General features: G+C 59.7%; 10 protein-coding genes and 1 pseudogene. 5 read left to right on the forward strand and 6 right to left on the reverse strand.

Annotation, left to right across the window (positions count from 1 at the left end):
* Positions 1-38: 38 nt before the first annotated feature.
* A complete protein-coding gene (gene trxA, locus BI327_RS18110) occupies positions 39-359 on the forward strand; it encodes a thioredoxin (RefSeq protein WP_076862086.1) in 321 nt (106 codons plus the stop codon).
* A 1,051-nt stretch (positions 360-1,410) separates the two neighbouring features.
* Positions 1,411-6,450 (forward strand): annotated as a pseudogene (locus tag BI327_RS18115) (shikimate kinase).
* A gap of 1,867 nt (positions 6,451-8,317) precedes the next feature.
* Here the strand turns inward: BI327_RS18115 and BI327_RS18120 are convergent.
* The 6 genes from BI327_RS18120 to BI327_RS18140 all read right to left on the reverse strand — a co-directional run bounded on the left by BI327_RS18120 (position 8,318) and on the right by BI327_RS18140 (position 14,700).
* Positions 8,318-9,628: a glutamine synthetase family protein gene (locus BI327_RS18120; RefSeq protein ID WP_076862087.1), complete on the reverse strand. Its 1,311-nt coding sequence runs from the start codon at positions 9,626-9,628 to the stop codon at positions 8,318-8,320.
* Positions 9,625-10,488 (reverse strand): MurR/RpiR family transcriptional regulator, encoded by an 864-nt coding sequence (locus BI327_RS18125; RefSeq protein ID WP_076862088.1) that lies wholly within the window; start codon positions 10,486-10,488, stop codon positions 9,625-9,627. The genes BI327_RS18120 and BI327_RS18125 overlap by 4 nt, the downstream gene beginning before the upstream one ends.
* Before the next feature lie 592 nt (positions 10,489-11,080).
* Positions 11,081-12,295 carry an MFS transporter gene (locus BI327_RS18130; RefSeq protein ID WP_143271646.1) on the reverse strand — a complete coding sequence of 405 codons (1,215 nt, stop codon included), beginning with the start codon at positions 12,293-12,295 and terminating at the stop codon, positions 11,081-11,083.
* A gap of 912 nt (positions 12,296-13,207) precedes the next feature.
* Positions 13,208-13,474 (reverse strand): hypothetical protein, encoded by a 267-nt coding sequence (locus tag BI327_RS18135; protein WP_076862090.1) that lies wholly within the window; start codon positions 13,472-13,474, stop codon positions 13,208-13,210.
* 8 nt (positions 13,475-13,482) lie between these two features.
* Positions 13,483-13,782 carry a hypothetical protein gene (locus tag BI327_RS42365; protein ID WP_159450466.1) on the reverse strand — a complete coding sequence of 100 codons (300 nt, stop codon included), beginning with the start codon at positions 13,780-13,782 and terminating at the stop codon, positions 13,483-13,485.
* A gap of 441 nt (positions 13,783-14,223) precedes the next feature.
* Positions 14,224-14,700 (reverse strand): Lrp/AsnC family transcriptional regulator, encoded by a 477-nt coding sequence (locus tag BI327_RS18140; protein WP_076862091.1) that lies wholly within the window; start codon positions 14,698-14,700, stop codon positions 14,224-14,226.
* Positions 14,701-14,856: 156 nt separating this feature from the next.
* Here BI327_RS18140 and BI327_RS18145 point away from each other — a divergent pair, with 156 nt between their 5' ends.
* The 3 genes from BI327_RS18145 to BI327_RS18155 all read left to right on the forward strand — a co-directional run bounded on the left by BI327_RS18145 (position 14,857) and on the right by BI327_RS18155 (position 19,858).
* Complete coding sequence (locus BI327_RS18145) at positions 14,857-16,371, forward strand: NAD-dependent succinate-semialdehyde dehydrogenase (protein ID WP_076862092.1); 1,515 nt, start codon at positions 14,857-14,859, stop codon at positions 16,369-16,371.
* A 10-nt stretch (positions 16,372-16,381) separates the two neighbouring features.
* A complete protein-coding gene (locus BI327_RS18150) occupies positions 16,382-17,782 on the forward strand; it encodes an aminotransferase (protein ID WP_076862093.1) in 1,401 nt (466 codons plus the stop codon).
* A 564-nt stretch (positions 17,783-18,346) separates the two neighbouring features.
* Positions 18,347-19,858 (forward strand): porin, encoded by a 1,512-nt coding sequence (locus tag BI327_RS18155; protein ID WP_076862094.1) that lies wholly within the window; start codon positions 18,347-18,349, stop codon positions 19,856-19,858.
* The last annotated feature ends 550 nt before the right edge of the window (positions 19,859-20,408 follow it).

Raw genomic sequence — 20,408 nt, forward strand, 5'->3', positions numbered from 1 at the left:
CATGTGGTTCAACATCTTCTTCGGTCAAAGGAGCAGCGATGGCTACCGTGAAGGTCGATATCAATAACTTCCAGTCGGAAGTTCTGGAATCCGCAGCACCCGTCGTCGTCGATTTCTGGGCCGAATGGTGCGATCCCTGCAAGATGATTGCTCCGAGCCTCGAGGAAATCTCCGTCGAGATGGAAGGCAAGATCAAGGTCGCCAAGCTCAACATCGATGAAAACCCAGAACTCGCCGCCCAATTGGGCGTGCGCTCTATTCCGGCGCTCGCGATCTTCAAGGGCGGCGAGGTGTCCGATTTCTCGGTCGGCACCAAAGCGAAGACAGCTCTTTTGAACTGGATTTCGAGCGCTGCTTGATCGATATCGATCAATTTGTCTTATTGGCGCGGGCCTCGCGTAGCTGCTTGATTTCCACTCGTACGGATCAGTGGCTCTTGGTTGGTTAGGTATTTGCCTGGACGGAGAAAGAGCCCGTGCTCCCGCTGTCCAGACAACGGTGCGGGTCGAGTCTCGGGAACTGAAACTGGAAGAAGGCGGCCTCAGTGGCCGGCAAATGACGCGAGGCTGATGGTAGCTTAGCCGGACGCGTTACTTTCTGCTAAGGGGCCACCCAACCGAACTGGAGAAAGGATGCTGTGGTCTTGCCGCATTTGGAAATCTCGAGCTTCCAAGCTTTCTCACTCTGATATCCATAGTTGCTAATCGGCGAGCTTATGACGCGACACCCTGACGCGGGTGCTCTCGTCGCGATCGTCAGCATCTCGTAAGCTGGACTCCGCAATATCCCGTGATCAGAAACCGGCGGCGGGCCTTTTAAAACGGGAGACTAGGCATGGAGTTTGTCGAGCGAGGCTGGGCTGATCGTGCTTTGTATACCATCTTCGAAGAAGATGAGGAAATCCAGCATTCGATTACGGAAGCTTCTCCGTCAGCAACTGACCATCTGGAGCAGCCAAGCGCAGTGAGCCCGGTGGAATCATCCGATGGGGAAGACAATTCGGTGGGCAGTATGTCGCCGCAGCTGGGCGCGGTGCTGGCCGAGATTGAACGTCGCCCGAATTCTCGCTTGAATCACCCCTATCGTCAGTCCGCATTGCTTGACAGCCCTCGCCTTTTGCGAATTCCGTCACAGCGGCGCGCTACTGACGGCCTTACAGGGATCATCGACCGCAACGCCATCTTGGATTCCTCGGGCGGTATCGCTTCGGAGATGGACATTCGCAGTTATCGGCTGTGGTGCCTCGAGCGGGGGGCCAGCAGCGCGCAGGAAGCCAATCCATTGACCTTGTCCGCCGCTTCGACGGAGCGCGATGATGGCCGTGAACTGACCATCCCGGTTCAGCAAGCCGCCTCATCACGTTCCGTCGAGCCCGTGCGTGATCAAGATGCCGAGACCCTGAGATGCGTTTTGCTGGATCGCGGAGGGTTGGTCGGACAAGCAGGGCGTCCTGATAGCGAAGGAGGCCCATGCCGTATCTCCGACGCAATGTCGGACGAGCAGAAGACGCGCGAAGCGACGCTTGCCGTCGCCGGCGCGGTGGTTGCCCGGGGCGGCAATCTCGACGGATTTTCGGATCCAGAGCTGGCCGATTTGGTGTACGGCTTCAGCAGATGGCCGGACCAGCAGAAGACGCGTGCAGCGACGCTTGCCATCGCCGGCGCGGTGGCTGCCCGCGCCGGCAATCTCGACGGATTCTCGGATCAAGAATTGGCCAATCTGGTGAACGGTTTCGGCAAGTGGCCGGAAGAAGAAAAAGCACGCAAGGCGATCGTTGCCATCGCCGGCGAGCTCGGTTCCAAGGGCCGTCGCTTCGCCACTTTCAGCACGCCTGCGCTAGTCAGGGTCGCCAACGGTCTGTCGCGGAGTATCGACGAGGGAGAGATCGCCGGCGAGGTCGCCGAACCGGCCTTGCTAAAGGACCGGCTGCATCGGCTGGCGCACTACCTCCAATATGCCGAGGATCGGCTGCAGCGGGCCGATGTCCATGCCATCGCGAGTATATTCAAGGCGTTGGGCAAGGCGCAGTTGTTGGACGATCTCGGTGCGCTGGCACGGCCGGGGCTGGACAGGCTCGAGGTGTTACGTGCCGCTCCCGAGTTTAAGCGCGACAACAACCTCGAGACGATGGGCAATCTTTGCGCCTCCCTGCTGCCACTGGCTCGCAGCCCGAAGCCGGTGTTGCGCTGGCACCGCAGGTCGGCGCTGAACCTGCTCAACGCCATCCAGCCGGTGGTGGAACGCAAGATCGATGCCTATCTCAAGCCAGGCCAGGCCGAGCGCACCAGCGGCGCCAATGCAAGCCGCTTCCCGGCGCTTTCGATCTATCAGGTGCTCAAGAGCCGGGCGGTGCTGGAGACGCTCTACCGGCGGCCCTATGTCGACGGCGACGAACTCGCCTTGCAGGCCAGGCAGCAAGAGCTGCACGGCAAGACCAGGCAGATCCTGGATAGTGCCCGCGCCCTCATCTACGCCGACCTTTCCTACAAGAGTTGGAACGTGATCGCCGAGATCGAGGCGAAGGAGCCGCTCGAAGCGCTCGACACCTTCATGGCGCAGAACGCATCGATGATCCAGGCCCAGCATGCAGCCGCGAGCTTCGATGTCCATCGGGTCCTTCAGGCCATGGACCACGAGCCGAGACCGCCGCAAGGCGATGCCGGACTGATGCGGCTGCCGGTGGTTGACATGCAAGGCCGGCCGCTGGGCAGCGAAGCCGAGTTGCGCTATTCCATTTTCCACCGCTTAACCGCGGGCGCGGTGAAGGTGGTGGCGGTGCAGCTGAAGGGAATTCCGACTGGCGCCATGCTCACACGCACGCTCACCGTGGAGGGCGTGCCCTACCGCATGGACCTGTTCGGCGGCAGCAAACTGAGGCCGCCGGAAAAGAGCCTGAACCAGCTTGCCTCTCAGCTGCCCTTCGCGGCCGAAGAGGTCCCAAGCGGCAAGCTTTTGGCGATCCCCTATGCCGAGACGGCTCCGGGGACGGCCTTTGAGCAGCTGTCGCGGGCCTGGGCGCCGTTCAAGGAAGCCTATTACTATACCCAGCGCCGCGGATTTGCCTCGCCGCCGAGCATCCCCGACGTTGGTCCGCATGATTATGCGCTGGAAGGGTGCTTTAAGCTGTCCCTTCTGCCCGACCGCCCCGCAGGCGCAGTGCATCCCTTCCGGATCGAGGGGCCAGACGGCGAGATCGCCTTGCGGCCGCATGACGGCTGCGGCTTCATCAGGGCCTCACTGGCCGAGCGCATGCCGGCCATTGCCCGAACTCGCCACGACGCTCCCGAGCGGATGCCGGCCTTTGCCGATAAAAGGCAATCGGCGGTGCCGCCCTCGGCGCTGCAACATTATCCACGCAGCGTCGAGGTGGCACAGGAGACCCGCGAGAAGGCTCTGGCTTGGCTCGAAACCCATCAAAGCCTCACCGCCGAGGAGCTGTTCCGGACGGTCACGGGCGGGCATATCGGGGGTTCGGGCGCTATCGCCGTGCCGTCCAGCGACGAATACCTGCATGTGCCGACGGGCAAGAGCAAGACCTTGACCCGTGACGCTGGCGTGCTTGTCGGACGCTCCCCCTATGACAAGCCCAACCTGCGCCCGTTCGCCGCCGACCGGGTCAGGTCGGCGGGCGATGGCGATCGGACCGCGGCGTTCCTGGATCGGTGCGTGGCCTTCCAATACAGCTTCAACGTCGCGCACAGGTCGGGGGCCGGGCTTGCCGCCGACGATCCGACCTTCTTTGCCAAAGGCATCTTGATCGTTGTGCCCGACGGAATGTGGCCGGCGGACTTCGCCGAGCGCGGGGTGGTGATGTCTGCCGAGGACGTAAAGTGCCATTCGCGCTGGCTGGAAGCAAAGGAACGGGTCAAGGCCGACACCGCGCTCGAGTGCGTCGGCATCCTGCAGGCGACGGAGGTGTTCGCGCCCGGCTCTTTGGTTGCGGTTCCGAGCGCCGAACAAAAAAAGCTCGACGGCGATTTTGACGGGGACGCCGTCATCATCATCGGCGACCGACCTCGCCTTTACGAGCATGTGAGCCAGTTCGACGCGCAGCTGCAGGCGCGCGGCATCGCCTCGCTGAAGCCGCCGAAGTCGCACACGCCGGCCATTGAGAAAGGCGGCTACCAGTTCAGCCGGTCCAAGCAGATCCTGTCGGCCTCCGGGCTGGTGCTGGAGACCTACAGCTGCCTGCAGCGCAACATGCTGGCGCAGCCGCTGGACGCGCAACGCTGGTTTGCCGAGCGTGCCATCTTCGGCACCTATGAGGGCATTCATCCTGAACTCAAGGCCGACATCCGCGCACTGTTGCAGGAAGATCGGCCGGATGGCCAGACCCTCCATGAGCTCATCGCCAGCGCGGTGGAAGACAGCAAGGTCGCCAGGCATCCGGTGGCCTGCGAACTGGCCGCCTTGCTAGTGGCCGAGCTCCAGGACTGGAATCTGCAGCTCAATAGCGAGCCGGCTCATGAGCAGTCGGACGTCAAGCAGCAGTTAGCGCGATCCGTGGCCTCAACCGGCGCGAAGCCTGCCGTCAGCGCCGACGCCGGCGCGCTCTTCCCGAAACTCAGCGAATCCTATCCGGCAGCCGCGGACGCCAGGACGCGCATCGACTTCCTGCTCGACCACTACCAGCCGCGCATCGATCCGCGGCCCGACGGCTACAATCGGGACGATCTGCGTGAAAGCGCCATCAATCTGTTGAGCGTCGGCATCAAGGTCGGCACGGACGCCTACAAGTCCGATACCGGTACGCGGGTGTTCACGCAAAAAGCCAACGTATTGCAGCGGCTCTTGGAGCGGAGGCCGGCCTTCAGGCCGGCGTCCTATGTCAAGGGGCAGGCGGCAAAGCTTCACCAGGGCCGATTTGACGTCGATGGCAGCCTGGCGGATCTGAAGGACAACCCCACGCTGGCAGCCTCGGTCATGGAGGCCTCGATCAGACTCGCCGTCGAAAAGCGCATCCTGCCCAGCGCCTTAGCAATCTCGGCCGACGACGACCCCGCCAGCAGGATAACGCTGAGCAGCGAACAGGCCCTGGAGCGCGCCACGCAAGAAAGCGCGATTACCGAAACTGTGCATGCGGTTGCCGAGCTTTTGCAGCAGGACGGCATCGAGGTGAAGGTGCCGCGTCTTGACCAACGGTCGCTCGGACAGGTCTGGATAGCCGACGAGTTGACCGGCCAGAGCGTAAGTGCAGCGCCGCAGGCCCAACTGGTCACCAATGCCGTGCGCCATGTCTTCGAGATCCCGGACGAGGCTTTTACGCGCGCCTTCAGGAAGGCGGCACTGGCCTTCGAGGAGCGGGACTGCAGCGAGGTCGAGACCACCAACTGGTTCATCAGGATGGACACGCCGAGGTTACGTGGCGTTCACACGACGTTCAGAACCGCGCAGAACTATCGCTTCGAGGTCGAGTTCCATACGCCGGCCAGTTACCGGGCCGAGCTCGCGCAGAGCGAAGGCGAGCTGGTCCCCGTTCCCCGTGGCGCCTGGGACATATTGCCCTGGGACCCGTCAGGAGAAAGCAGGTCGAGGGCGGCAGGGACCCACAGGTCGACCACCGTCGCAAGACAACAGATTGCCGTCGCTCGCTCGCCGCAAGCCGGCGAGATCCTCGCGGCCCTCGGTACGCGGCCGGTCGTGCTCGTCGGCATGCCGGCGAGCGGCAAGTCGCGCATCGGCGCCCAGCTTGCCAAGGAGTTGGGGGTGGAGTTTGTCGACATGGATAAGCGTATCGTCGCCGAGCACGGTAATCTGATGGAGATGTTCGCTGACCCTGGCCGAGGCGAGGCGCACTTCAGGGATCTGGAGACCAAAGAGCTCACCAAGCAGCTGGAGAGAGGGCCCATCGTCATCGCAACCGGCGGCGGCTGCTTTAGCAAGGAGTCCAATCAAGCCCTGATCCTTAATAAGGCGAGGTCGATCTGGCTCGACACCGAGCTGAAAGAGCTCCGCAGGCGCCTGAAGGGGGACACCAGCCGGCCGCTGCTGCAAGGCGTCGGCATCGAGCAGAAGGTTGACCAGCTGTACGAAGAGCGCAGTCCGTTCTACCAAAAGGCCGATATCAGGTTGCCCATCGTCCCGCCCTTTCAGAAAGAAAAGAAGGACGCCCGCATTTGCGTGAAGGAACTCTACGCTTTCCTGTGCAGCGACAGAGAAGCCGCTCTGCCCGCTGCCGAGATATCACATGTCTCCGGTGCTTCCGGCACCGCCATCGGCATGTTCCCAATAGCGTAGCGCATGCACGATGATCATCACAACGGCTACGATTGCGGGGGCGGCGTCGTGGAAACCATCCGGGCGCCGGCGGCACCATTGAGTGAAGGGGAACGGCCGCCGCACCTCAACACCCTCATCGCCGACCAGCAGCTTTTGCTGGCCGGCAGTAACGCACGAGCGGATTTAGCGTCTTCCACGAGAAGCAGAGAACGCTCAAGTCGAGGACGATAAGCTTTAGCCAGCATATCTCACGGAGTTACGGCAGCTTCCCAAGCTGCGGCTCCCGGCAGTAGGCACTCACGGTGATGAACATGACCCGCCAGGCGACGCGTGCGGTTGCGATGCGCTCTATGGCGACGATTTTTGCCCCTGAGCTGGGCCAAGATCGATACTGATCAACACAGCCTGTCGGCAGTTGACCCAAATCGAGTGCGCCGGGCCCAGGCTACGATGGATGACCGCCACCTTGAGTTTCTCAAAAGTCGCTTAATTCTTCCAGAATTCGTATTTTCCTGGAGGTTAGCCCGCATGAACACGTTCCTTCTGGATCGGCCCAGTCCGCGTAATGGCCGGTCCGAAGTCGGACAACGGGCATGCGGGAACGGTGCAGGTTGGAAATGACGAGTTCTGTCGCGCGCTCATCGTTCCTTGAACTGAGCTCCGCGTAGATAAGGCCTTCGTGAAGGTGGTACTCGCCAGGGCCGCATGAGGAGCATTGGAAGCCTACCGCACCGTGGTCCGGCGTCTGAAATACAGAGTGAAAGGACAAATCTTCTCCGAATCGCTGCGCGAGTCTCGATCGAAGCTGCCGTGACAATGGCTGTCCGCCTTTAATAATGTGCCTAATCCCAGCGTAAGTCAGATCGCTAAGTTCCAAGTAGGACAGGAGTGGAAGGAGAGCGCTCAGAGGTCCAAGGATTGCGGTCGCCCGCGACTCTCGCATGATGTCTGCATTTTCTCGACCTCTCTTGTAATCCCGGATGGGGATGATGGTGCATGCCGTTCGTGACAAGGCATAGAAGCTGCAATATTCGGCGTAATAGGTCCCGCTCCCTCCCAGTACGAGTACCCTGTCATCACTGGTGATGCCTGAAAGACAGTACGCTTTTCCATCGAAGCATGCGCTGTACAGCATCTCCTCATGCGTTCCGATGAGGGTCCGCGGCTTCCTCGCTCCTCCTATGCAAAGGATCATGTCTGAGCCCGGACATGATCGACCGGCTTCAGAGGGGGGAGATGAATGCAGATGCTCAGAGTGATCGTAAATGTCCCTTATGCCGACCGTTGCCCAAGCCGACTTGATGTCGGCCAACGTCGGTTGTTCGCCTCCGGCTGGGAATTGATGGCGCGTGGCAGGATGTCTGATCGCTCTGCGCCATAGCCTGAGCAACGACCGCCGATGGTAGTCGGCGCGGCCTTGAGCGGGAATGAAGTCCACGTCGATTGGGTTGACTTTGGGATCCACTGACTATCCTGAAGGAGGGCCATCGCTGATGATGATGATGATCCGGATGCACGTCTGTAGGAGTTGCCATGACTCCAGGCTCTTTGAACCGCAGTCGTTCTATTGTCGGCGGTGAACGGATCGGGTCGGCGATGCTGGCTCAGCGCGAGAGTGTTCGCTGCGGGGGATCTGTGGTCGCAGGAAGAGGACACATGCGAGGAAGGGACGCATCGATGAGGTAACCGAATGTAGAACTGGTGCCAGGGACAAGGCTCAAGGCTGCGGCGCTCCCGATGATGTTGCATTGTGCTGCACATTTAGGTGCATGAGTTGGGCCAAATATGGTGGCGAAAATTACTTAGAGTCTTGCCGGCGATTGTCTCGTTTGCGACGTATTGGCAGAATCGTGACAGCCAAGCGGGACGCTTCCGGACAGAAGGCACTTGGCGCTGCCGCGCGAGTCTTGGCCGTTGGTTACATCGAGAATGACTGTCGGCCGGCGCTCATGTGAGCGGTACGCTCTCCTGCCTATGGCGCAGGCGCGAGGATCGGGGATGCGTAAGGGCACTCCTGTCCAAACGGCTGATGGGACGAGTTTGTACTCCGAAACAGTAGCCCGATCCTCGATCGGAGCGAAAGTTGGAGTTTCCTCCCTCAGTAAACCTGCTCATACAAGCTGCAGATTTCCTGTTGAGGTTTCCCCTCGAGGAATGCCATCTCTCCCTTCTTGTGCTTTGCGTATGTCTTGGTGAAGCCGGCGGGAAACCAGCCGCTTACCGTGGAATTCGCCAGCAAGCGATCAAGAGCTTCGGGCAGCGATGTCGGCAGGCGGCAGTATCCACGCTCGGCCAGGGCAGATGGATCAAGAAGAGAGAGGTCCTCGGCGGTTGCGTCCGGTGTCGCCAGCTCCTCTTCGATGCCCTGGACGCCGGCGTGTACGATGGCGGCGAGTTGCAAGTGCGGGCTCGCCGTAGCGTCGGCAGCGCGGAATTCAAAATTGAATTGAGCTGCCTTGGAAATATCGCTCAAATCAGAAACGGGACAGATGCGCACTGAAGCTTCGCGGTCGCGGAAGCCAAGATTATTGAAGGCCGCGCTCCAGCGATGCGGTGTAAGCCGTAGGTAAGATATGACGCTCGGGGCTGTGATCGCGACGATCGCGGGGAGGTACTTGAGGATCCCACCGACGAATTGGCCAGCGGTTTTTGAAAGCTCATGTTTGCCGTTCGGATCCCAGGTCGCCGGCGTGTCGCTATTGAGAAAGCTGAGATGAATGTGAACGCCGTTGCCGACGCCGGCTGGGTTCCGGATCGGGGTGAACGTAACCTCTTTCCCAAAAGCGTTCGCAACCAGGCGCACCAGTTCGCGTAGGATCGTAGACTGATCCGCTATGGCGATCCCGCGCGACGGCCCCATCGTGACTTCATACTGACCAGAACCGAACTCCTTCATGAACGTGTCCGGCTCCAGGCCCGCCGCGCGCATGGCTGCTACGAGTGTTTCAGCCAGGCGCCGCTCGATACGGAAGCCGTTAACGCTGTACGCCTCTCCAATGCGACCCGCGTCATTCCGAAACTGGAACTCGTGTTCGAAAGCCCCGAACAGCGTCAGGCCGGTAACCCGATTGAGGCGGTCGAGAGCACTCCTGAGGATCGACCGGGTACAGAATTCCCACGGTCGCCCATCAGTGTGGCGGATATCACCGAGCGCGAAATGCTCTGCCGGCAAATCGTCGCTTAATAGTACGCGCACCCTTGCAGTTTCATCGGGAATGAGGACGAGGTCACCAAGCGAGCCAAACGGGCTTTCGGCAATGGTGTCGAAACAGGTGATCTGAGCGTTGGTTGGCGTCCAGCCGATGCCCCGCTTGGTCCGCTTGTCGAGCTGCGTAGCAGGAAACGCCTTGCCACGAACCTTGCCGGCAAGATCCGTACAGCATGCAATGAGCATTTCCTCAGCGATCATTGTTTTTCCTCCGAAGGCTGACCCGGTGGCACCAGGCGAAGCCTGTCCCAGGCCTCGAGCCGTTTTTTGGTCGTGGACCAGTTCGATTCCGATACTTTGACGATCAAGGCTTCGACGAGGGTGAGTGCGCAGACCAGCGTGTCCCACGCTGTTTCAATTTCGATCGGCAGGGCAATAACGTGGTCGCTGTGACGGGCAATTGGCGACATCCACTTGTCGGTGATCAACACAATTGACGGTCGGCATTCCCTTGCGACGATATCGGCGAGCGTCTGCAGGTCGGCCTGGTAGCGGCGAAAGTCGAACAGGACCAGGACATCTTGCCTGCGGATCGCCAGCAGCTGGTCCGGCCAGTGCTCTGGATTGGGTGGAAGATGATAGACCTTCGGTCGAATCTGCTTGAGGTGCACCGAGAGGAAACGAGCGATGCTGTCACTGACGCGGCCGCCGAGCACGAACACGGCTCGGGTGGGATCCGCGATGAGCCCCAGGATCCGATCGAATTGTTCCTGCGGAACGCTTGTGCTCATCTCATGTATTCGTTCGGAGGCCCGCCGCGCATAGTCGGCCAGAAATGCACGACGGCTGCCGAGCTTTTCAGTGGCCTTGAGCTCCAGCGGCGAGCGTCGGCTTTCCCGCAATTCTGCTATCAACTGGCGCTGGAACTCCTGATAGCCGGCAAAGCCGATCTTGGTGACAAAGCGCGTGATCGAGGGCGCACTGACGCCTGTACGCTCGGCCAATTCCTGGATGGTTTGGAGCGCGCCGAAAGGATAATCCGCGAGCACGGCATTAGAAATCTTGCGCTCGCTGGCGGTTAGGTTGGCGCTTTCACGCCTTATCGTTTCGCGCACGGTCATGATGACTTCAAAAGCTGATCAACGAAGAATGGGATATCCATCCTCAAGTACTATCGATTATGAAAAAAATTAGTCAAACGAAAAAATATAGTTGACTCTGATTGATAAGTTTTGTTGATTGCTGATGCCGAAGCCAAGCTGCGGGATCCGGTTGTCGCCGCGCATTTGCAACGCCTGTGCTCCGCACCAGGCCGACGTCTCGCGGCTAGCGCAATTTGTCGCGAAGAGCCAACGACGGACATCCTCGTTTCAGGTGATGTGCTCGATGGTCCAACTGTTCCGAACATTTTCAGCGCAGCCGCACCGCTCTGCCATAGGCTGATCCTGCCCAGGGGCGCTGATCTAGATGAGGAAGCGGAAGTGGCCGGGTGCGGATACCAAGCCAGTCATCCTCTTTACGACGCGAGCCAAGACCTTGGCGTAACCAGTGGTGACTGGAAGCGTAGAGAACATCGTTGCTTCAGTTCATCCTTGTGACGGCACGCGGTCCGATCCCGACAGCCGTGCCCAGCATGCCGTACCAGGCTGAGAAGCGAGATGAAATGTTGATGTGCAGCGATAAGTCAGCCTAGCCTTGGTGTGCGCTCGATCATCAGTCCCCCGCGACGCGCGTCGTCAGATCGGCGGAGCGCAGGAACGTCGCAGCGAGCAAGGCTGAGAGAGCATAGCCGAGGCCCGGCAGTAGCAGCGTGACGCCGTAGCCTAATCTCGCCCCAATAAATCCACTCGCCGCGAAGCCCACCAATGCAGACGCCGCCATCACCGAAGTCAGGAACGTGACATCTGTCCCAGCCTTGCCCGGCCGGGCAAGCCCGAGAAACCAGTTCGTGAATGTAACATGCTGGACTGCGAGTGCCACGAACACGATCCCAACGCTTACGACGGCGCTCACGCGAACGTCGACATAGCGGTCGATAATTGCAAGCGCTCCAAAACTGATAGCCAGGACCGCACAGCCCCAGATCACGCCTCGGTGCGGCGCCATTCGCTTCAGGATCGCGCCGGTCAGTGGCGCAACGATGGTATACGTTAATGCGTCCGACAACGCTCCGATCCACCCGATCTCTGCCGCGGCAAAGCCGAGGTCAACGAGCCGCAACTGCATCATTGCAAACGCCACAGCAATCCCGATAACGCCGGGCGCGATCGTTGCGGCCGTCGACCACAAGCCGTTGTTGCGCAAGATTGTGAGAATAGACAGGCGCTCGGACTGGCGCCGTCGGTCCTTGCGGAGGAGCGGTTCAGGAATCGCAAACACCCATGCAGCGAAAGCGGCCAGCAGCAGCGCTAGGCCGAGCAGAGCTGGACGCCAACCGAAAATTCCGATCAGTTGGAGGCAGACCGCGCCACCGATCACGTGGCCGATGACCCGACCCCAGCCCAGCAGTGTGGCCCCCAACGGACGCTCGCCGGAATCGAGAACTTCCGCTATGTAGCCCAACGTTGCGATCCGCTGCGTGGCGGCAATGGCCGCAAGGGCAAGAGAAACAAGAAAAACCGGTACGAAATCGGTTCTTGGGTTCAAGAATGCCATCACTGTCAGCACAGTGGCAGTACCGACTTGAGTCAACAGGATCCATGACCGCCTCAGTCCGAGACGATTGAGGCTCCATCGATCCACGACAGGGGCCCAAAGAAAGTTAACGGTGAAGGCAAAGAGTGCCATGCCATACAAGCCGACCAGTTGCAGGCTGGCGCCGTTGGCCCGAAGGACCACTGGAATGGCCGAATAAATGAACGCGATCGCCAGATACTGCTGACTAGCCAACGCAACCATCCCGATATGCGGCATGTAACGTCTTCCCATCAGTCTCTTCCTTAAGAGCAGTTTCACATGTGCCTCGATAGCTCGGTTTGAACAGGCGGCGGATCGTTCTAGCGCAGCAGCGGCTCAACGCAGGTTCTGCAACTCTTGAGAATGTCGAGAAGGCGCTGAGGCCGGAAGCTGCTTGCCCGTTTCCATCGTCTGCTCGAGGTCACCTTGCAACGTCGCCCGTTTGCGCGCAGAAAGAAGCCGGTCTTGCCACTCCTGGCTCTTGGCGCGACATCACCGCTGCGCTTTCTTGATTGCTCGGCTCAGGAGCGGGCAATGTTGTCCCCTCAGCCGCGCTCAGGGCCGAGTGTTTGGAGGTTGCGGTGATCGACGCGCTTCCGTGCAGGCGCAATTGGCCGCAACATTGCTGTTCGGTGCCGGCGCCGAGGGCGAGCCACCAAAAACGATGAAGTCCGCCGGGCCGGCGCTGATGAGGAAAACGCCTGCACGCTAACCCTTTCGATCGAGGTTTCCGAGCTAGGTCCAATCGGCGGCAGGGGCTGGGCTACATCGGAGCATCGGTTGCCAAAGGGCAGGGCGAGTGGCAGTTGCTACTTCGGATCAGGTCGTACCCAAAAGATGCGCACCGCGCGCGACTTCATCTTGTCGAGCAAAAGTCACCTGCCAGGAACGGAGGAGACGACATCGCTACATTGGCGAAGGAACACTGAAGAATCTCCCGTCGTAACCCCCGCCGGCCTGCGCCGATATATTCTCTAACTCGCAGAACGGTCGGCGGCTTACTGCTGGGCCAAAGCCCACCAAATTGACCTCGCAGCTTGCGATGGGCGCAATCATTGTAGGCTCGGCAAGGACGAACTCCAGATCACGTCAAACCCTCCACTTCGGCTTCTCGGTTTTCAGCTAATCGCCATGAAATTGGTGCATCGGCGACGGCGGTATGACTTAAGCAAACAGCGTGCCGTTTGAAAATTGGCGGTTCTCTTGTCGCCTTGTATCGGGTGTGTGCGTCAAATTCGGAACATTTGTCTCGAACCCGACAATCGCGCTGTTGGCATTGACGGTGCCGACTGCGTCCAACCATGCGCAATTCAGGGGCGGAACGCTGGGATGCGACACGGGCACCCAGCGCGCCGCGACCAAAAGGCGAATGTAATCTTCTTCCGTGATCAGGGACATCTCGATGCCGAACAGCAGATGGGCGGCTGTCAAGTTCTGCACTAGGAAGGAAGTTCAAGGGAACGGCAGCGCAAAAAAAGAAGATCAATCCGATTCGGCTTCCCATTGAGAAAAGGAAAAGTGTCGCTGGTTGGAAAATCTCCAGCAATGAAGGCAACCTTTAACCATCCGCGACGGTGCATCCATATCGGTGATCGCAAGAGTGACATCTGCGAACTGTCTGCATAGCGCGGGAGATCGGAACTCATTTCCTGACCAAGCCCTGCGTTGCCCGCCTGGCTGGAGACGGCGATCACACCATCGCCGCCGAAATGGACGAGGTCGCCGCCAAAGGGCTCCATCGCATCGAAGTCAAAGGCAGCACAGCGATTCCGGCCGTCTTGAGATCGGCATCGCAAGACACGCGTCCTACCGCCGACCGGAAAGCGGAAGCGCTATCCCGCTCTGAGCCTGATCCAGGCCGAAGAGCGGGGGCCGAAAAACAGAAAGGAGATCGGCTGGAACCCGATTACCGACTGCCTTCCCGCAGGCACACGAAACGACGAAAGGCCGTCCTTGAATGGCGACCAACTGAGCATCCCTCGCGCTATCCACGCCGACTGGCATGTCGCGAAGCTGGAGGTGGAAACCGGATGTTCATTGCTCTCAGCGCCTCATAAGGACTGGTCGAAGCATTATGAGTTGTCGCTTACGGCCAAATGATCTGCGGTTCGTCCCGGGTGCCGCACGACCAGGCGATGAAGCGCACTCCACTCATCGATCAGCGGGACGGGACCGCCACATCAATCCTCGAGCGGAGCCTCAATTGGAACAGCAAAGCCCGCCTTTACGCGGTCCATTATGACCATCGTTTTGAAGCCCTTTATGTCCGGGTTCTCATAGAAGAATCGCCGGGTGAACTGCTCATATTCTTCCATGGTCCGCGCGGTAACATACAAGACAAAGTCGGCGTCGCCGGTGACGTAGAATCCATTGACGACGTCAGCGGACGACTTGATCGCCTTCTTGAATCTGTCGATGATATCTGAACGCTCCCGCTCCAGGTTTACCAGCACGAGCATCTGAATTGGCCTTCCCACGGCCTTCGCAGAAACAATCGAGACATCGGCCTCGATGATGCCTTCTGAACGGAGCCTCTTCAGCCGTCGCTGACAGGCGGTCGCGGAAAGGCCCGCCATTTCGCCGATCACCTCGGATGTCAAACGATTGTTCTTTTGCACGATCTCGAGGATTTTGGCGTCTATCCGATCGTACTGCATGGTCGTCTCCAGCCTACAGGTGGATTTCGCCGCAAAATGCCTGCGTGATGCAGGAAATCATCCGAGCGGCAGGAAATGCGATGCAAATGTCTTGTGCGACACCAGTATCCTGAATGCACAGGAAATTTCAACAAAATGACCGCTTCGGACCTTCGAATGGCCCTTGAAACTATCCGGCGCAGAAGCCCTCGTTTACTCGGTCTCGCTGCCAGCCACCTGCAGAACTTGCACCGTCGCGATTTTTTGGCGGGAGATGCGCTGATCGACGGACGCTGGGTTGCGAGCGACCAACGAGACGTGGTGGTCGATCCCGCGACCGGGGAGGAAATCGCCGATGTGGCTCGTTGCTCTCCTTCGGATATGAGTCTTGCGATCGCGGCAGCTGATCAATCCTTTGCTGCATGGCGAAGACTGTTGCCAGCAAGGCGTGGGGCGATGCTCAGGTCCTGGGCGTCATTGATGCTCGACCATTCGGAAGAACTCGCCGTCCTTGTGACGAGCGAGCAGGGCAAGCCACTCCAAGAGGCGCGCCAGGAAATTGCATATGGCGCTGGATTTCTCGACTGGTTCGCCGCAGAGGGCGAGCGGGCATACGGAGAGACAATTCCCAGCCATAAGCTCGGAAGTCTGCTTCAGGTGCGAATGCAGCCAATCGGTGTGACTGCGGCGATCACTCCTTGGAATTTTCCTGTCGCGATGATGACCCGAAAGGCTGGGGCCGCCCTTGCGGCCGGTTGTCCGATCATCGTGAAGCCTGCACCCGAGACACCGCTCTCAGCTCTCGCTGTGGCCAGGCTGGCCCAAGAGGCCGGCATCCCGCGCGGCGTGTTTCAAGTGTTGGTTGGTCACCCGATCGAACTTTCGACGCCACTGCTACGCGATACAAGGATACGCGCCCTTTCATTCACTGGTTCTACCGAGGTTGGCCGTCTGCTTCTTGAGGGCGCCGCCGATACGATCAAGAAGGTCTCGCTGGAACTCGGGGGGCATGCCCCTTTCATCATCTTTGATGACGTTGATCTTGAGAAGGCCGTCGAGGGCGCGATGGCCGCTAAGTTTGCGACGTCAGGTCAGGACTGCCTGGCCGCTAACCGCATCTATGTTCAAGCAGGCATGTACGGGGCCTTCGTCGAGGCCTTTGCTGCGGCGATGGCTCAACTGAAGGTCGGGCATGGTCTCGAAGCTGCAACGGACATCGGACCGATGACCAGGTTGTCGGTCGCCAACAAGTGCAGAGCTCAGATCGATGACGCGCTGAAAAAGGGCGCCCGCAGTCTTTGTACTCATCAAGGCTCCAGTTTAGGTCCGAACTTCGTTGCGCCAACGCTTCTGAGCGATGTCACTGAAGACATGCTCATCGCGCGTGAGGAAACGTTTGGGCCGGTAGCCGCCGTACTTTCGTTCGAGTCCGAGGAAGAGGTCATCGCTCGAGCCAATGCCAACGAGATGGGGCTGGCCGGGTACATCTACACGGACAATCTACGCCGAGCGCTGCGGCTTTCTGAGCAGATCGAGTGCGGCATGCTCGGTATCAATACAGCCTCATTCACGGGGCCTCCGATTCCATTTGGGGGGTGGAAGCAGTCGGGCCTCGGCCGCGAGGGCTCGCGACACGGCTTAGCGGAATACATGGAACTCAAATACGTCTGCTTCGGCGATCTGGTAGCCTAGGAGAATTGAAATGATTGACATAAAAACCATCGCTGAACGAGATCGCACGAGTGTGCTGCATCCATTCACTCAGCTCAAGGAATACGCTACGGGAAAGATCGGTGATCCGACGATCGTCACAGGCGCCCAGGGCGTTCGGATCCAGGATGCCGAGGGGCGCAGCTATATCGATGCCTTCGCCGGCCTCTACTGCGTAAACATCGGGTACGGACGGACCGAGGTGGCTGAAGCCATCGCGCGGCAGGCTCACAAACTGGCCTACTACCACACATATGCCGCTCACACGACTGAAGAGCTGGCAACCCTGTCTGATCGTCTCGTACGAATGGCGCCGGGAAAGCCAAGCAAAGTGTTCTTCGGCTTGTCCGGATCGGACGCCAATGAAACCCAGGCGAAGCTCGTTTGGTACTACAACAACCTGCGTGGAAAGCCGAAGAAGAAAAAGATCATCTCGCGTGATCGCGGCTATCATGGCTGTTCGGTCGTTTCCGGCTCGATGACCGGCATGTCGTTCTACCATGATCATATGGATCTTCCCTTCCCAGGCATCCTGCACACAGGCGCACCGCACCACTATTGGGGCGCCGAGACAGGCGAGACGCAGGAGGCCTTTTCGCGCCGGCGCGCTGCCGAGCTCGAAGAGCTGATCCTGCGGGAGGGGCCCGACACGGTCGGCGCCTTCATCGCTGAGCCGGTGTTGGGGACGGGCGGTATCACGCCGCCGCCGGCGGGCTACTGGCGTGATATTCAGGCGGTGCTCAGGCGCTACGACGTCCTTCTGATCGCCGACGAGGTGATTTGTGGATTCGGACGAACTGGGGCGGACTTCGGCAGCACGCTCTACGAGATCGAGCCTGACCTCGTGACCGTCGCCAAAGGCCTGACCTCCGGCTACGTGCCGCTTTCGGCAGCCATTGTGGGTGAAAAAGTTTACGCGGTCATGGAGGAAGCTGCGGATCGAGTAGGAGCATTTTCGCACGGATACACCTATTCCGGCCATCCGGTCGCGGCAGCTGCCGCCAATGCAGTCCTGGATATTGTCGAGAAGGAACACTTAAGCGACCGCGCCAGAATCGTCGGCGCGCACTTCCAGAACAGGCTCAAGGAGCGGTTCGCGCAGCTCGAGATCGTAGGCGAAGTGCGAGGCGTAGGCTTGCTCGGCGCGATCGAGTTCGTTGCAGACCGCCACACGAAACGGCGATTTGACCCACAGCTCAAGGTCGGTGCCCGCATCTCGAAAGCCGCCCGCGATCGCGGGCTTATTGCCCGCGCGATGCCGCACGGAGATATTCTCGGCTTCGCTCCACCTCTTGTTGTCTCCGAAGCCGAGATCGACGAGATAGTCGAACTCGCGCACGGAGCAACAAAGCAGGTGCTCGACGAGCTCTCCAAAGAATCGGCCATCGGCTGAAGCCGAATTCCGCTATGTCGCTTGCCGATCGTTGCGAACTCTAGAAAAGCGCGTTCGCTGAGAAAATCAGCTCGAACTGAAGAACGGCTGCACGCAAGGCGCGCAGCCTGCTGGTGACGTCTAGGCATTCGAACCCATCGGGCACAAAACTCGCCCAGTGACGGGAGGCCGTGTATGGGTATCGCGAGCCTTGTCTCGTCGGCTTCGGCCACGCGCCTATCTGCATCGCGGGATTGGGTCGTGCCATCTAGGACAGTCGCTTTGTTGAAGTGACGGTTCAGCCATGCGGATCAGGCCGCCGGCTGAGTCCATCCTCGATCGACGCATAGAGGTTGGATCGTCCGATTCGCACAAAAACTGCGAAACCTCCCACGCAGGCGCAGAATTTGGAAGTTGCAAGCGCCAAGATCGGCAAACCTCGACTTCGGTAACCCAGTAACGTTTTCGTCAGACATCGAGGGGGGCCTCGAAGTCGTTCCGTCAAGCATCGTCCGTCGCGGTGAAAGTGACAGCGGCGGATCGTTGGAGGACGGGACTCAACGTTTCCAACTTGGAGATTCATCGATGAAATTGACGAAGAGTCTTGTCCTCTGTTCTGCGGCACTATTCGCGGGCGCTGGAGCGCAGGCAGCCGATCTTCCTGTGAAGGCCAAAGCGATCGAGTATGTGAAGATCTGCTCCCTGTACGGACCAGGTTTCTACTATATTCCCGGCACCGATACTTGCATCAAGCTCGGTGGATATCTGCGTGTCCAAACGGCGCTGGCCACGAACGCTGTTTATGACGCGGCCAGTAGCGGTGTGGCCGGTGCGCAAAATCGCCTCCGGAACTATTATAGCACTGCCTCCCGTGAAGATCTGTCCATCGACACGCGGACCCAGACCGAGTACGGCGTGGTTCGCACCTTCTTCGATGGTGTATTCAACTGGAATTCGGGCGGCTATTCCGGGGGCGGTACAACTGCCTCGAACGGTTCGACTGCCTACAGTGGAGCGACCGTCGCCGGTGGCACGCTGGGTGTCTACTATGCGTTCATTCAGTTCGCCGGCTTCACGATCGGCAAGGCGCAGTCGCAATTCTCCGCTCCGTGGGCCAACTATCCCGGCAACAATTTTGACGGCTTGCCGGGCGGCGGCGGCTGGGACCCGGTCAACCAGTTCACCTATACTGCAGACTTCGGCCAAGGCATCACCGCCTCGTTTTCGGCCCAGGACCAAGTTCAGCATGACACAACCAACATCTGGAACATGAGTGCTGCGACGGCCGCGGGTCTTGCGACCGGCGCGTATGGTGGGAACGATATCGCCGGTACGACGTCTCCGGATTTTATTGCCATGCTTCGCGTCGACCAGGCTTGGGGCCTGTTCCAGGCGGCGGTCGCCGCGCACGACAATCACGCCGCCTACTACGGCGCCGATGAAACGACAGGGCATCCCGCTGACAAATGGGGCTGGGCTGGACAGCTGGCACTGTCGATCAAGAACGTCCCGACCGGTCCGGGTGATACGGTCAACCTGGCAGGTGTTTATACGAACGGCGCTAGCCGTTACAACTTCCAAGACTATATGTCGACCAGCTACGCGATGTACGGTGGTACGGGCCTTGCTGGTGCTTATCAGAGCGTCGGACTTGGCGGTCTCTCTGACGCAGTGTTCGTTGCAGGCTCGGGCCAGGAGTTGACCACGACCTACGGCTTCCGCGGCGGCTACACCCACAACTGGGATCCGCGTTGGGCCACCAGTCTCTACGGTGCGTGGTCAGCAGTGCGATATAACAATACTGCTAAAGGTTATATCTGCGGCGCATTTGTCGCAACGCTTGCGCTGTCAAGCGGCGCTGCTGGCTGCAACCCGGACTTCAACTATTCGGTTGTCGGCATGACGACTGGTTGGACTCCTGTCAAGAACCTAACGTTCTCGGCCGATCTGGCCTACTCGATGCTCGACCAGAAATATGCGGGCGGGAGTACGGTTACGCTGCCGGTGCAGTCAGGTATCGCCAAACCAGGTGCTGTGTATGAGCTGAAGGACCAGAACAGCCTCACGCTTCTGCTCCGCGCTCAGCGCAATTGGTAAGTGTCAAATCACACCAGCGAAGGAGAAGACGAAACGGCTCTGTTGATCCGGCTTAACCTCCAGGAAGGCCTCCGGCATGCCCGCCGGGGGCCTTCATATTTTGATTGTGCCCATACCGAGTGCACTGGCCGTTGCGCTGTCGCGGCGGCGATTTCTGAAGGCCGCTGCTGTCCGAAGTCATCGCGCTGTCCGGGAAGTGCGCCCCGACGGGGAACAAACCTGCTCAACGGCGAAAGACTGCCGCTTTGTTCTGCACGCGCGCAATCTGGAGCCGTTCCACGCTGTCGGACATTCATCACATGATCGGGCGCCGGATTTCGGCAAATGGTCGCCTGATTGCGCCCGGTCGTCGGTAGAGGCGGCCACGTCGTGACGCTGATCGGCAGGATCGAGAAGATGCCTGTTGGCAAGATTACTCCTTCGATTGATCGGCATAAGCTCGAGTGCCCTGTCGTCGAGCAAATGATCAGATCTTTGAAACCGCGAGACCAAGCGAAGCCGGACCAGGTCGCCAACCGGGGCGCCGGCTGCCTTGTTCGACGGTCCTTAC

This window comes from Bradyrhizobium mercantei (genome assembly GCF_001982635.1).
GTDB lineage: Bacteria > Pseudomonadota > Alphaproteobacteria > Rhizobiales > Xanthobacteraceae > Bradyrhizobium > Bradyrhizobium mercantei.